The 13,999-nt window shown below is 38.8% G+C and carries 12 protein-coding genes; 4 read left to right on the plus strand and 8 right to left on the minus strand.

The window, feature by feature from the left end; all coding sequences use genetic code 11:
- Positions 1 to 22: 22 nt before the first annotated feature.
- The 8 genes from rodA to leuS all read right to left on the minus strand — a co-directional run bounded on the left by rodA (position 23) and on the right by leuS (position 9,068).
- Positions 23 to 1,138 carry a rod shape-determining protein RodA gene (gene rodA, locus B6A32_RS05390; RefSeq protein ID WP_085301762.1) on the minus strand — a complete coding sequence of 372 codons (1,116 nt, stop codon included), beginning with the start codon at positions 1,136 to 1,138 and terminating at the stop codon, positions 23 to 25.
- Positions 1,138 to 3,117, minus strand: coding sequence for a penicillin-binding protein 2 (mrdA, locus tag B6A32_RS05395; protein ID WP_085301764.1), 1,980 nt, complete (start codon positions 3,115 to 3,117; stop codon positions 1,138 to 1,140). Before mrdA ends, rodA begins: the two co-directional genes overlap by 1 nt.
- A gap of 3 nt (positions 3,118 to 3,120) precedes the next feature.
- Complete coding sequence (rlmH, locus tag B6A32_RS05400; protein WP_085301767.1) at positions 3,121 to 3,591, minus strand: 23S rRNA (pseudouridine(1915)-N(3))-methyltransferase RlmH; 471 nt, start codon at positions 3,589 to 3,591, stop codon at positions 3,121 to 3,123.
- Positions 3,592 to 3,602: 11 nt separating this feature from the next.
- On the minus strand, positions 3,603 to 3,920 hold the full coding sequence (gene rsfS / locus B6A32_RS05405) for a ribosome silencing factor (protein WP_085302357.1): 318 nt from the start codon (positions 3,918 to 3,920) through the stop codon (positions 3,603 to 3,605).
- Between the two features lie 202 nt (positions 3,921 to 4,122).
- The gene (gene nadD, locus B6A32_RS05410; RefSeq protein ID WP_085301769.1) at positions 4,123 to 4,782 is read right to left on the minus strand and encodes a nicotinate-nucleotide adenylyltransferase; all 660 of its coding nucleotides are present in this window, start codon (positions 4,780 to 4,782) and stop codon (positions 4,123 to 4,125) included.
- Positions 4,769 to 5,812: a DNA polymerase III subunit delta gene (gene holA, locus B6A32_RS05415; protein WP_085301771.1), complete on the minus strand. Its 1,044-nt coding sequence runs from the start codon at positions 5,810 to 5,812 to the stop codon at positions 4,769 to 4,771. The genes nadD and holA overlap by 14 nt, the downstream gene beginning before the upstream one ends.
- A gap of 9 nt (positions 5,813 to 5,821) precedes the next feature.
- Positions 5,822 to 6,328, minus strand: a complete 507-nt coding sequence (locus tag B6A32_RS05420; protein ID WP_233131327.1) for an LPS-assembly lipoprotein LptE — start codon at positions 6,326 to 6,328, stop codon at positions 5,822 to 5,824.
- A 148-nt stretch (positions 6,329 to 6,476) separates the two neighbouring features.
- On the minus strand, positions 6,477 to 9,068 hold the full coding sequence (gene leuS, locus B6A32_RS05425) for a leucine--tRNA ligase (protein WP_085301773.1): 2,592 nt from the start codon (positions 9,066 to 9,068) through the stop codon (positions 6,477 to 6,479).
- 302 nt (positions 9,069 to 9,370) lie between these two features.
- Here leuS and B6A32_RS05430 point away from each other — a divergent pair, with 302 nt between their 5' ends.
- The 4 genes from B6A32_RS05430 to B6A32_RS05445 all read left to right on the plus strand — a co-directional run bounded on the left by B6A32_RS05430 (position 9,371) and on the right by B6A32_RS05445 (position 13,992).
- Positions 9,371 to 9,856, plus strand: coding sequence for a zinc ribbon-containing protein (locus tag B6A32_RS05430; protein WP_085301775.1), 486 nt, complete (start codon positions 9,371 to 9,373; stop codon positions 9,854 to 9,856).
- Between the two features lie 158 nt (positions 9,857 to 10,014).
- The gene (locus B6A32_RS05435) at positions 10,015 to 12,405 is read left to right on the plus strand and encodes an ATP-binding protein (RefSeq protein WP_085301777.1); all 2,391 of its coding nucleotides are present in this window, start codon (positions 10,015 to 10,017) and stop codon (positions 12,403 to 12,405) included.
- A 460-nt stretch (positions 12,406 to 12,865) separates the two neighbouring features.
- Positions 12,866 to 13,354: an NADH-quinone oxidoreductase subunit A gene (gene ndhC, locus B6A32_RS05440; RefSeq protein WP_233131328.1), complete on the plus strand. Its 489-nt coding sequence runs from the start codon at positions 12,866 to 12,868 to the stop codon at positions 13,352 to 13,354.
- Between the two features lie 47 nt (positions 13,355 to 13,401).
- Complete coding sequence (locus B6A32_RS05445) at positions 13,402 to 13,992, plus strand: NuoB/complex I 20 kDa subunit family protein (RefSeq protein WP_408607663.1); 591 nt, start codon at positions 13,402 to 13,404, stop codon at positions 13,990 to 13,992.
- Positions 13,993 to 13,999: the final 7 nt, after the last annotated feature.

Here is a 13,999-nt window from a genome sequence, read left to right on the forward strand (position 1 = left end):
GTTGCGTTACGAGAATTTTTTATTAACTATTAAAGCGTCTATGCGTACTAACAGCCATTAGAATGCCAAATCCTGCCATTAATGTCACCATAGAAGTACCACCATAACTAACCAATGGTAAAGGCACGCCGACCACAGGCAATAAACCTGAAACCATGCCTATATTTACAAAAACATAAACAAAGAAAGTTAAGGTTAAGCTGCCAGCGAGCAGTTTAGTAAATGCATGCTGAGCATTGACCGCGATCCATAAGCCGCGCATTACAATCGCTAGATATACAGTTAATAATAAACCCACACCTATCAAGCCAAACTCTTCGCTAAATACGGCAAAGATAAAATCGGTATGACGCTCGGGTAGAAACTCTAGCTGAGATTGAGTACCTTGTAACCAACCTTTACCGTCGATACCACCTGAGCCAATCGCTATCTTAGATTGAATAATGTGATAACCAGAGCCGAGTGGATCTTGCTCTGGGTTTAAAAAGGTTAATACCCGTTGTTTTTGATAAGGCTTCATCAAAAACATCCACAAAATAGGGGCGAATGCTGAAGCTAAGCCAACGCAAGCACCAATAAGTTTCCAGCTAGCGCCAGCGAGGAAAATAACAAAAATTCCAGAACTAGCAATAAGTAAAGATGTACCTAAATCAGGTTGTCTAGCGATAAGTAAGGTCGGTAAAAGTACCAAAATAAAGGCGATTATTATTTTCGACATTTTAATGGGTAAGTCATGTTGGCTGACATACCAGGCGATCATTATTGGTACTACTAGTTTCATTATTTCAGAAGGTTGAAACTTAGTCACACCAAGGTCAAGCCAACGTTGAGCGCCTTTGCCAACATGACCAAACAGTAATACTGCGGTTAAAAGCATTAAACCAATAACGAACACAGGTACCGCCCATTTTCTATAAGATAACGGGGGGATTTGCGCAACGATAAACATAGCAAGAAGGGCTAAACCAACACGTTTTGCGTGTCTTATTAATACGGCTGACTCTTGTCCGCCTGCGCTATAAACGACAAATAATCCTAGCGCCATTAAAGCTAAAATACCGCTTAATAACGGTAAGTCAATGTGTACTCGTTGCAAGAAGGTTCGTGGTCTTTGCTGATCGTGTCCGGTACTACGCACTAGGGATTACCTGCTATATTTTCAATGTGCTGATGATAAGTATCGCTGTGTAAAGCATGCTTTTTAGGGTTTTTACTGACAATTTCTCGATCACCAAAGTATTGGTCCATTATTTGTCTAGCCACAGGAGCGGCATTGGTTCCCCCTCCGCCTTTAGCCACATTTTCTATTGCTACAGCGACCACAATTTCAGGGTTTTCGTAAGGTGCAAAGGCAATGAACATGGCATTATCACGTTTACTTTCTTTTACTTTAGTGGCGTCGTATTCTTCATCTTGTGCAATATTAGCTGTTTGAGCTGAACCGGTTTTACCGGCTGCGTCATATTTACTACCTTTAAATGCGCTGTAGCCGGTTGCGCCAACTTTTTGCACTGTGTTGTGTAAGCCATCTAGCACTACGTCCCAGCTTTTATTGTTTTTAAGGATAATGGGCGCTTTTTCATCAACCACATATTGGGTAACTAAAGGCGCTTGTGCTACAACGCCTTCTTCGTTTATAACCACTTCACTGGTTGATTTTAATAAATGCGGGACTTTAATTTGTCCTTTATTAACTAAAATAGATATCGCTTGTGATAACTGTAAAGGTGTAACAGACCAATAACTTTGCCCTATGCCTACCGACAATGTTTCTCCGGTATACCAAGCTTTATTATAACGCTCTCTTTTCCATTCAATGCTCGGCATAATAGCGCGACTTTCTTCATGAAGATCAATACCAGTGTAATCACCAAAGCCAAACTTTCTCATCATTTTGCTAATTTTGGTAATACCAAGCTTATAAGCCAAATCGTAGTAATAAACATTACAAGATTGTTCTAGCGATTTAGTTAAATTGACCTTGCCATGCCCCCATTTCTTCCAATCACGGCGCTTAGTTTCAATACCGGGAAGTTGATAAAAGCCAGGGTCGTAAATTTCAGTTTCTGGTGTAATTATACCATCGTCTAAACCGGTAAGCGCGAGCAAAGGCTTAATGGTGGAAGCCGGTGGATAACCTTGTACGGCACGATTTAGTAGCGGCTTGTTGCTTTCTGGCGCTAAGAGTTTTTTATATTTTTTACTACTAATACCATGTACAAACAGGTTGCCATCGAAACTAGGGTTTGAATACATAGCCAGCACACCACCATCTCTAGGATCAATCGCGACAATTGCACCACGCTTACCTGATAACGCACGTTTTGCGATCATTTGTAGTTCAATGTCTAAAGTGAGTGTTAAGTCTTTTCCTGGTATGGGCGGGGTAAAATTTAATGTGCGAATAACACGGCCTAAGTTATTTATTTCAACTTCTTGGTGTCCAATTGTTCCGTGCAAAATGTCTTGGTAATATTTTTCTAAACCAAGTTTACCTATGTTACGAGTAGCTGCGTAGTTTTCAGCTAAGCCTTTCTTTTCAAGCTCAAGCGAGTCTCGACCATTGATACGAGCGACATAACCGAGAGAGTGTGTGGTTAAATCTGCAAACGGATAATAGCGCTTTAAACGGGCATCGATAAAAAAACCAGGAAACTTATGCTGATTAACCGAAAATAACGACACTTGCTGTTCGCTTAAACGTGAATAAAGCTCAATTGGTTTAAAGCGACGTTTACTTTTTACCGCTTTAAGTAACTTGTCTTGTTTTTCTTCGCTGATATCTAAAAGCAAACTAACTTCGGCTAAACTTCGCTTCATATCTGTTACTTGCTCAGGGATAACTTCTAAGCTGTAAACCGGGGTGTTGTCAGCGAGCAAAACGCCATTTCTATCGTAAATCAAGCCTCTGTTGGGAGCCACAGGTAATAGCTTAATACGATTGGAGTTAGAGCGAGTTTGATATTTTTGATAAGAATTAACGCCAAGATCATAAATATTACTGAATAGCAGCAAAGACAATACAATTACGCCCATAAAGGTAATAAAAGTTCGGCGTGCAAATAAATTGGCTTCAGCGCTATGGTTTCTAATGGCTACGCGTTTTTTTCGAGCCATTATTTATTCTCTATGATAAGGGTGGTTGTTATTAATTGACCAAGCACGATAAAGGCTTTCTGCTACGATAACTCTAACCATAGGATGTGGTAATGTCAGTGGCGAAAGCGACCATTTTTGCTCAGACGCTTCAATACAAGCGGGCGCTAAACCTTCTGGGCCGCCGACAAGCAAAGCAACATCTCTGCTATCAACATGCCAACGATCAAGTTGTTTGGCAAGCTGAGGCGTTGTCCAAGGTTTACCTTCAACTTCTAACGTTACAATGCGATTACCTTTTGGAATGGCTGCTAGAGTTTGCTCACCTTCTTTTTCAAGAATACGAGCAATATCGGCATTTTTTCCACGTTTACCGGGCGGTATTTCGACTAAATGGAAGCTCATATCACGTGGGAATCGGCGACAATATTCGTTGAAGCCTTGGCTAACCCACGCGGGCATTTTATTACCAACAGCATATAAGGTAATGCGCATTGTTGTTTAGATTATTCCCAAAGTTGTTCTAGTTGGTAACGGTCGCGAATTTCATCAGTCATCACGTGAACAATTACATCACCTAAATCAACTAAAGACCATTCACCAATATCATTTCCTTCAACACCTAACGCTTCAATACCGGCAGCGCGTGATTCAATAACCAGTGATTGAGCAATGGAAATAACGTGACGTTTTGAGTTACCTGAGCAAACTAACATGTAGTCTGTGAAACCTGACTTTTTAGATACATCTAAAGTGACGATATCTCGGCCTTTCATATCTTCTATTTTTTCGGTAACAAAAGTAATTAGTTCTGAACTTTGCAAAGTGGGATCTCTATAATTAGCAATAATCGGCGATAATAACATTAATTTGTTTGTCAGTTAACCATCTAATGTTGTTGTAAGCATGTTTTTTACACAACAATTGAATTATTTCACTATGAAGGAACTCATAGTAGTCTTAAATAGTGCCAATATCTAGAAAGCTTGGCCATTTAAGAGGAAGGCTAAACACTGAGTTAATATTTTATCTATAGAGTTTATGTTGCTCAATATAGTGATAAACCTGTGTTGGTAGGTCTTGGCTATAGTTTTTGCCAGATTGAATTTTTGCTCTAATTTCGGTTGATGAAATATTGACAGCCTGGCTTTCATGAATTAATACCACCCCTGTTGTTTGAGGTTGTATTTCTGTCGGATTATAAATCAGACGATCTTTCAATTCCGGTGCAAGTAACGTTTCTAATGATTGGTGATTATATCCAGGGCGAATATTAACCACCAAATTACATAAGCTTAAAATGTCTTGCCAGCAATACCAGGTTGTAAATGTGAGCAGAGAGTCCATCCCCATAATAAAGTATAAATCTGCCTCAGGTTGCTCAGCTTTTATTTCTTTTAAAGTATCAAGGGTATAAGAGCGACTTTGTCGATTAAGTTCACGATTATCTAGGTGGAAAACTGGGTCGGTATTACAGGCCAGTAATACCATGTTTGCACGATGTTTTGCGTTTGCGTGGGTACCAAGCTTATGAGGGGGAATATGAGCGGGAATTAAAAACACCTGTTCAGCGTTTAGCCATTTTGCGGTTTCTTGTGCGGGTAGAATATGACCAAAATGAATGGGATCAAAAGTTCCGCCGAGTAACGCGATAAGCTTTGGCGCAGATTGTTTAGCTATATTCATAATCTAAACTGTAGCCCTGACTTAACTCACTATGAAATAAGCTAATAAAAACATCACTGAGCAAAATAAATTCGTTAAAATCGCTACTGGTTTTACTCAGTAAATCGACCTGTGCTAGCCTCGAAAGCGCTTGTTCAGCATTGCTTAAAGTAATGTGCTTTAACGCATGTTGATATAAAGGCTTTTTCTTTTCCCATATGCGATATTGTTTAAAAATATCGTTGATACTGCTGCCTTGCTTTATTTGTTCTAACATTGCATAAAGTTGGCTTATTTCTTTATGTACAACCCAAACTAATTGGCCAAAGGCGCTACCGTCGTGCTGCATTTGATCTAAAATTTTAAAACATTTTTTTAGATCGCCAATAAGCATGGTGTCAATCAGTTGAAAGGGGCTAAATCTCGCTTGCTTAATAAAAAGCGTTTCGGCGTCTTCAAAAGTTACGGTTTGATGAGAGAACAATATTGAGAGTTTTTGTAATTCTTGCGCTAATGCCGGGAGGTTACCTTCAAATAGCTCGGCCATTAAATCAATAACATCGGGTGCTAGCGTAAGCTGTAATTGCCGTGCTTGATTATTAAGCCATTGTTTTAATTGCTTACCTTCTACGTCGTATAAAGGTACAAAGCAGCCGGCAGCCTCTAGCGATTTAAACCATTTACGTTTTTGTGTTGCAGCATCAAGTTTTGGACCATAAAATATTAATTGAATGTCTTGATGTAACATAGCGAGTAACTGCGCAATACCTTTTGCACCATTATCACCAATTTTCCCTGATGTGAATTCAATTTCAATAACACGTAATGGCGAAAACAAGCTCATTGACTGGTACGCTTGAAAAAGTTCGTCCCAATCAAATTTATCGTCGATACTAAAGCGTATGATTTCGCTAAAACCTTGCTTTTTCGCGTGTTGTTTAATTTTTTCTAATGCATCGTTTTTTTGCCATAACTCATCACCAAACACCAGCCATATCGGTTTGAAACCTTGGTTTAGTGTGTTGTCGAGTTGATTATGATAAATGCGCATGTCATTTACCTACAGCTGGATACTAGCCATATCACGTAAGATTTTATTAGCCGCCTCTGTGCGCATTTCTCTAAGCATTAACGATAACTCACGACTTTTGGCGAGGGCAATATCAGGATCATCTTGATAGTCTCGGTTCAGCTCAAAGCGGAAGTTCTGAATATCTTGTCCTGGGATTAAGATTTGATAACGAACGGTATAGATAAGTTCGTATTCAGCAACTTGTCCATTAGGAAAAACCGAAAGCGTTCTTCTGTCTAAGTTGTCTTGCAACATGCGCATTTGTGGAATCGCGTCATCGCTTTTTTGCACTAAATTTACATTGTTTATCGTTAAATGTTGCTTAACTAAACGGGTAAGTTCACCGTATTGATCAACCGAACTAAAAGCTATCGTTTGTAATTCAGGAGCTAATAAATAATTTCCACGCAATTGAAAGCCACAACCTGTAATTAGCGCTAAAATTAGGCTTAATGAGAGTAGTTTACTTATGCGGTTCATGATCATTTGCTTCATAAAGTGTTCACTTTTTAATGGAAAAACGTTATCAGTACATAACTCAAAACAGCGTTATGTACTGATAATTGTTGGTAACATTGTTAATCATTAATTTATTTACATTAATTTATTTACTTAATGATTAACACATTAGCAAGCGTGTAATTTAGTTAGCAACAATGTTGAGTAGCTTGCCCGGAACATAAATAACTTTACGGACAGTTTTACCTTCAATAAATTTGCTAACATTTTCATCGTTAAAACCTATATCTTCAACAACTTCTTTGCTTGCATCAGCTGAAACGGTAATTTTAGCACGCAGTTTACCGTTAACTTGTACGATAATTAGCTTTTCATCTTCAACTAAAGCACTGTCGTCAACGATTGGCCATGTGGTATTTTCAACCGGATTACCATCACCAATCATCGACCATAAATGATGGCTAAGATGAGGCACAATTGGCGTTAACATTAAGACAACTGCGCGAATGGCTTCATGCATTACTACGCGGTCTTCTTCACTGGCAATACTGGCTTTACCTAAGTGATTCATTAACTCCATAATTGCTGCAATAGCGGTGTTAAAGGTATTGCGACGACCAATGTCATCACTAACTTTAGCAATGGTTTTGTGTAACTCGCGGCGTAATAGTTTTTGTGCAGACGTTAGCGTTAAACCAGCGATACTTGGTGCTGTTGTAGAAACTTCTGCCGCTTGTGTAAAGTCGTAAGTTAATTTCCAAACACGCTTTAAGAAGCGATGAGCGCCTTCAACACCTGAATCAGACCATTCTAATGTTTGCTCTGGTGGAGAAGTAAACATAATGAATAATCTTACGGTATCAGCACCATAAAGGTTGATAACTTCTTGAGGGTCAATACCGTTATTTTTAGATTTTGACATTTTGCTCATGCCAGCAGAAATAACCGGTTTGCCATCTACTTTACTTACAGCAGCAGTTACTTGGCCTTTTTCATCTCGCTCTACGTCAACGTCAGAAGGGGCAATCCAATCTTGTCCACCATTATCCGCTTCACGATAATATGTATCAGCTAAAACCATGCCTTGACACAATAACTTTTTAAACGGTTCGTCAGAAGTTACTAAACCGGCATCGCGGAGTAATTTATGGAAAAAACGGGCATAAAGTAAATGTAAAATAGCATGTTCAATACCACCAATGTATTGATCAACAGGTAGCCAGTAATTCGCTTTAGCTGGGTCTAACATTTGTGTATCGTCGTTTGGTGAACAGTAACGTGCGTAATACCATGATGATTCCATGAAGGTATCAAAGGTATCGGTTTCACGAAATGCTTCTTCGCCGTTATAGGTAGTTTTTGCCCATTCTGGGTTATCTTTAATCGGCGATGTTACACCGTTCATGATCACATCTTCAGGTAGCTCAACAGGTAATTGGTCTGCAGGTACAGGCACAGACTCGCCATTAGCTAGGTGCATCATCGGAATAGGTGTGCCCCAATAGCGTTGTCGAGAAACGCCCCAGTCGCGCAAACGATAATTAACGGTAACTTTACCTTTATTTTCGCTGATTAATTTATCAGAAATAGCTTTAAAACCTTCTTCAAAGTTTAAGCCGTCAAACTCACCTGAATTAACGAGAATATTTTTTTCTAAAATTGCAGCTTTAGTTACGTCATCGCTTTCTGAACCAGCGATAACTTGTTTAATTGGCAAACCATATTTAGTGGCGAACTCCCAGTCACGTTGGTCATGACCTGGTACTGACATAACCGCACCTGAGCCATAATCCATTAATACAAAGTTTGCTGCCCAAACGGGAACAATATCACCACTAATTGGATGAATAGCTTTTAGGCCGGTATCAACACCTTTTTTCTCCATTGTTGCCATGTCGGCTTCAGTAGATTTATTGGTTTTACAACTCTCTATGAACTCTGCAAGCTCAGTATTGTTTTCAGCCGCTGCTAACGCTAATGGATGTTGAGCTGCTAGTGCAACATAGGTAACACCCATTAAGGTATCTGGTCGGGTAGTGTATATGTCGAAGCTTTCTGTTGAGTCTGCAACTTGGAAAGTCATTTCAACGCCTTCAGAGCGTCCAATCCAGTTACGTTGCATAGTTTTAACTTGTTCAGGCCAATCGGTTAATTGGTCTAAATCATTAATCAACTCTTCTGCGTAGTCAGTAATTTTAATAAACCACTGTGGAATCTCTTTACGCTCAACTAGCGCGCCTGAACGCCAACCACGGCCATCAATAACTTGTTCATTTGCTAATACGGTTTGATCTACCGGATCCCAGTTTACTGTGGCATTCTTTTTGTACACTAAGCCTTTTTCATAAAGCTGAGTGAAAAACCATTGTTCCCAACGGTAGTAATCTTTTTTACATGTTGCTAATTCGCGGTTCCAGTCGTAGCCAAAACCTAGAGACTTTAATTGGTTACGCATGTAATCAATGTTTTCATAAGTCCATTTTGCTGGCGCAGAGTTGTTTTTTATCGCAGCATTTTCCGCAGGTAAACCAAAAGCGTCCCAACCCATAGGCTGCATTACATTTTTGCCTTGCATGCGTTGGTAGCGAGAAATTACATCACCTAAGCTGTAGTTACGCACGTGGCCCATGTGGAGTCGGCCACTTGGATATGGAAACATTGCCAAGCAATAAAACTTTTCTTTTCCTGGGATCTCTTCAGCTTTAAAAGTGTTGTTATCAGTCCAAAACTTCTGAACGTCGGCTTCAATTGATTGGGGATTGTAAATGGATTCCATTAAGATTTCTCAAACACGCGTAAAGTAAGTGCTTCAACCAGCTTTTTTGGCAAATTTATGTTGATAAAATTTGTTATTTTAAGGATAGGTTTTAGCGATAAAAATAATCCCGATAGGATACCTTATCTCTAGCCATTGCGACAAGTTAAAGCAGGTTAATGCTGCAGATTTTTCATTTTAAAGCTAACTGAGTCGCGAAAAAGGCAAAATAATGTCGGTTAAGTGAATGTTAGTGTGGTTAATGGTGGCTTTTATCACGTTAATAATTATACTAAAAATAAGCACTAAATGACGGAGGCGTTATGAAAAAAGAACAATCTCGGGTGCAAGATGTTTATCAGAACATTCAGACTTGGCTTTCAGAAACAAGCGATAAAGAAGTGCGCTCAATCGTTGAGTTAATTGAGCAAGCGAAATCGATATTAATTGCTGCAGAACAAATACCAGAGCAACAAGTTAAACAGTTCATAAGTAATCTAAAATATGATTTAAGTGACTTTTACCAGCAATACCAAGCAGATATTAAGCACTCAGTTTATTTAGATATATTGAATGAAAGTCTATGGGATAACTTGGCAAAAATAACTGATAAATCACAGGTCGAGTGGTCTGAATTAATGGATGATTTCCAGCATCAAGATGGCTACCATGTTGGCGACTTTGTTGGTTTTGGCCAATTGCAATGTCAAACATGCCAACATTGCGTTACATACAGCCACGCCAATATAGTTGCTGATTGCCTTGCCTGCGGCGGTAAAGATTTTAATCGCATAAGCTTAACCCCTTAAAGTAACTTTTTCAGCGGGTTATGAATATTGTTTTTGCTGTTAATAGGCTTGTCGCTGTACACTATATTTAATGAAGCTGTATCTTTACTTGTCGAATTAAAATGTTTCGCTGAGTATAACCTTACAGGCTATTAAACTTGTACCTCAAGAGATTCTCTATGACAAATGTGTCAACCAACACGCGCCTTAAACCTCACCAATTAACTGCAGACCTAACGGTTAAGCAATTTGCGAATGCAACACCTACGGCTGAAATAGAACAGGTATTTATTGGTCACGAAAGGGCTAAAGAAGCCTTAACGTTCGGCTTGTCGATGGATGCTCCCGGTTTTAATGTTTATGCTATGGGTGAACATGGTACGGGCCGTCAAACGCTTATTAAACAAATGTTGACAGCAACCGCCAGCAAAGAACCAACACCTGATGAATGGTGTTATATCAACAATTTTGATGATCCAAATTCACCCCATAATCTATATGTAAGTCCAGGTGATGGTAAGCAATTACTTACTCGAATGAATACATTTATTGATGAGTTAATGGATTTATTCCCTGAAATATTTGATAACCCAGGCTACCAAAGACAAAAAGCGGCGATCGATCGCGAGTTCAACCAAAAATATGATCAAGCTATTACGGAAGTTGAAGCAACAGCATTAAAAAATGACGTGGTACTGTTTGAAGAAAATGGCGAAATTGGCTTTTCACCGTTGGTGGCAGGTAAGCCGCTAAATGATAAAGAATTTGCTGAATTGAATGAGCCTAAACGCGCCGATTTTTATGTTTTATTAGCTAAGCTAGAAGATATATTGTCTGAAAAACTTATTGAATTACCACAATGGAAGCGCATTTCATCTGATAAGTTACGTAAACTAAAACAAGAAACTGCAGCACAAAGTATTCAACCTTTTTTAGCCGAATTGGAGTTAGAGTTTGCCAGTAATATTGGTGTGCAAAAATATTTAGCTAAGGTAAAAACACATGTTGTAGACGCAGTTTTAGAGTTGTTGGTGGATGAAAGCAATGAAGTACCCAATGACAAAGATATGCGTAAATTGATGGTTGAGCGTTTTTTACCTAATTTGCTGGTTACTCGAAATGTAGGTGAGGGTGCACCGGTTATTTATGAGCAAAACCCAACCTTTCAAAACCTATTTGGCCATGTCGATTTTGGCAGTTTTCAAGGTGCTAGTTATACAAGCTATCGTCTTATACGCCCTGGTGCTTTGCATAAAGCCAACGGCGGTTACCTATTACTTGAGGCTGATAAATTATTAACACAACCTTTGGTTTGGGCACGCTTAAAGCTAGCGCTAAAAACACAGCAAATTACCATTGAAAACCCACATTTAGAATATGCGCAACCAGGGGCATTTAGCTTACAACCTGAGAAAATCCCATTAAAAGTAAAAGTAATTTTATTGGGAGACCCAGAAATTTATTACATGCTACAAGATTATGATCAAGAGTTTACTGAGTTGTTTAGAGTATTGGCTGACTTTGACCGTCATTTAGAGAAAAGTCAGAATAACTTAAATGATTATGCTAACTTAATTCGCCAACGAGCCCACCGTAATAATTACCCCGAAGTAAGCGATGAAGCGGTTTTAGAATTAGTCAAATACGCGCTAAGACGTGCAGAACATCAGCATAAAATTTCCGCCAATATTGTGCAAGTTAACGACTTATTAGACGAAGCTTATTATTTGTGGAAATTGTCTGATGCTAAAAATAGCTTGTGTGGTAAACATGTCACGATGGCATTAGCAGCTAAACAACGCAGAACAGGCCGCATGAGCGAAACTTGGTTAGAGGAAATAAAAGAGCGCCAGTTACTTATTGATACCGAAGGTGAAAGAATAGGGCGAATAAATGGCTTAACCGTACTAGAGATTGGCGATAGTGTTTTTGGCACGCCTGCGCGTATAACCTCAACCGTTTATGCCGGCAGCGAAGGAGTTACTGACATTGAACGTGAAGTTGACTTAGGTAAATCCATTCACTCTAAAGGCGTTTTAATTTTAACCGGTTATTTAGGGCATAAATATGGCCAAGAATTCCCAGTAACTATTTCAGCCAATATTGCTATTGAGCAGTCTTATGGTCATATCGACGGCGATAGTGCTTCGATGGCCGAATTATGCGCCTTGATTTCTGCTATCGCTAAACTGCCAATAAATCAAGGTATTGCCATAACAGGTTCAATGAATCAGCATGGTGAAGTGCAGTCAATTGGTGGTGTAAATGAAAAAATTGAAGGCTTTTATCGCCTCTGTAAAGATAAAGGTTTAACCGGAAAACAAGGGGTTATTATCCCTAAAACTAACACCATTAATTTAATGTTAGCCCCTGAAGTTATTCAGGCAGTAGCAGATGAGCAGTTCGCGATATATGCAGTGGATAACATTGATCAAGCGATAGAAATTTTAATGTCTCACCCTGCGGGAGAAATTACCCGTACAGGACGATACCCAAGAAAATCGATACACGGTATGGTGCTTGATAAATTATCTACTTTTTCTGACTTACTCAATGGTACTGAAGAATAATCACTAATAACGCACTATAGCTTAAAATTTTTCACTTTAAATAAACACGGCAAGCGCCGTGTTTATTGCTTTTCATATAATCCTTAATATTATAAATATCAATAATTGATTAAAAAATAAGCATAAATCAAATTCTTTTCTATAATGAATTTATCGGCAACATTTTTCGTACTGATCTTTTGCAAAGTATTTATGCAAAAGTTAATTATGTAAATTGAGCTTATTGATACTTAATTAAAGGTGCTAGCTCATTACCCTAAATAATGAGAGAAAATTAGCTAAAATTGCTAATATCTATAACAACAATAATAAGTAAATGCAGCGAGTCAAGTTTATCAAGGGCGATAACTAACTCCTTATAAGGTAAGGAAATAGCCTACCTCACTGACATTTAATGTCTTTCTACTTAGTTGTTAACAGCTTCTGAATTAAGTAACACTGAAATATGTGGAGAAGCTTTGTGGAAATATCTGATCAAATAACACAGGTTTGGCCGATTGCGGCTTACTTTATTATCTTGGCAGGCATGCTCATAGTTATGATGCTGCTATCGCATTTTCTTGGTCCAAAAAGCAAGCAAAGAGCGAAAAACACGCCTTACGAGTCTGGTATTATTTCCGTTTCAAACAACAAAACCCGCTTTACTAATCACTTCTTTTTATATGCAATATTTTTTGTCATTTTTGATTTAGAAACCATTTACCTTTTTGCATGGGTTATTGCTTTTGATGAAGTCGGCTGGCCTGGTTTTATCGAAGCGAGTATTTTTATTACCGTACTTTTAGCGGCATTAATTTATTTGATTCGTATTGGCGCTTTAGCATTAACCCGCCGACATCAACCCTTTAGAGCTAGCCAACTTAAACGTATACAAGGTGTACAAACGCAGTCGAGTAAACACGGTCTTTTTGATGAGACTATCTTTGATAAAAAAGAAGGACAGCCATAATGGAATGGTCGCTAACGAAAGCAAAGCTAGATGAAGAAATGTCAGTAATGAAGAACGTTTCTGAGGCAGACCTTAAGCGCAATGTTCTTTTTGCTCGACTCGATGACATGGTGAATTGGGGACGTAAAAACTCTATTTGGCCATTTAATTTTGGTTTAAGTTGCTGCTATGTCGAAATGGCTACGAGTTTTACTTCTCGACACGATATTGCCCGCTTTGGCGCTGAAGTGATACGTGCTACCCCCAGACAAGCTGATTTAATGGTTATTTCAGGTACCTGTTTTCGAAAAATGGCGCCAGTTATTCAGCATTTATACGAACAGTTATTAGAACCTCGTTGGATAATTTCTATGGGCTCATGTGCCAATTCTGGTGGTATGTACGACATTTATAGCGTGGTTCAAGGCGTCGATAAATTTATTCCTGTTGATGTTTATGTCCCTGGCTGTCCGCCGCGCCCCGAAGCATTACTCGAAGCTTTATTGTTGTTGCAAACTAAAATAGAGCATCAGCCACGACCATTAAGTTGGGTGGTTGGTGAGCAAAATGCTAGCGAAATAGGCAAACCGTCTTTAAGAGATATTAAACACCATGACCGGATTAAAGTGACAAACTTAGATCCCCCAGATCATATTTAATTTTTAA

It is taken from the genome of Colwellia polaris (assembly GCF_002104515.1).
Taxonomy (GTDB): Bacteria; Pseudomonadota; Gammaproteobacteria; order Enterobacterales; family Alteromonadaceae; genus Cognaticolwellia; species Cognaticolwellia polaris.

Coding starts and splice junctions, on each gene's coding strand:
- mrdA (WP_085301764.1), bottom strand. CDS start 3,117: ATGGCTCGAAAAAAACGCGTAGCCATTAGAAACCATAGCGCTGAAGCC.
- rlmH (WP_085301767.1), bottom strand. CDS start 3,591: ATGCGCATTACCTTATATGCTGTTGGTAATAAAATGCCCGCGTGGGTT.
- nadD (WP_085301769.1), bottom strand. CDS start 4,782: ATGAATATAGCTAAACAATCTGCGCCAAAGCTTATCGCGTTACTCGGC.
- holA (WP_085301771.1), bottom strand. CDS start 5,812: ATGCGCATTTATCATAATCAACTCGACAACACACTAAACCAAGGTTTC.
- B6A32_RS05420 (WP_233131327.1), bottom strand. CDS start 6,328: ATGAAGCAAATGATCATGAACCGCATAAGTAAACTACTCTCATTAAGC.
- leuS (WP_085301773.1), bottom strand. CDS start 9,068: ATGGAATCCATTTACAATCCCCAATCAATTGAAGCCGACGTTCAGAAG.
- B6A32_RS05430 (WP_085301775.1), top strand. CDS start 9,371: ATGAAAAAAGAACAATCTCGGGTGCAAGATGTTTATCAGAACATTCAG.
- B6A32_RS05435 (WP_085301777.1), top strand. CDS start 10,015: ATGACAAATGTGTCAACCAACACGCGCCTTAAACCTCACCAATTAACT.
- B6A32_RS05445 (WP_408607663.1), top strand. CDS start 13,402: ATGAAGAACGTTTCTGAGGCAGACCTTAAGCGCAATGTTCTTTTTGCT.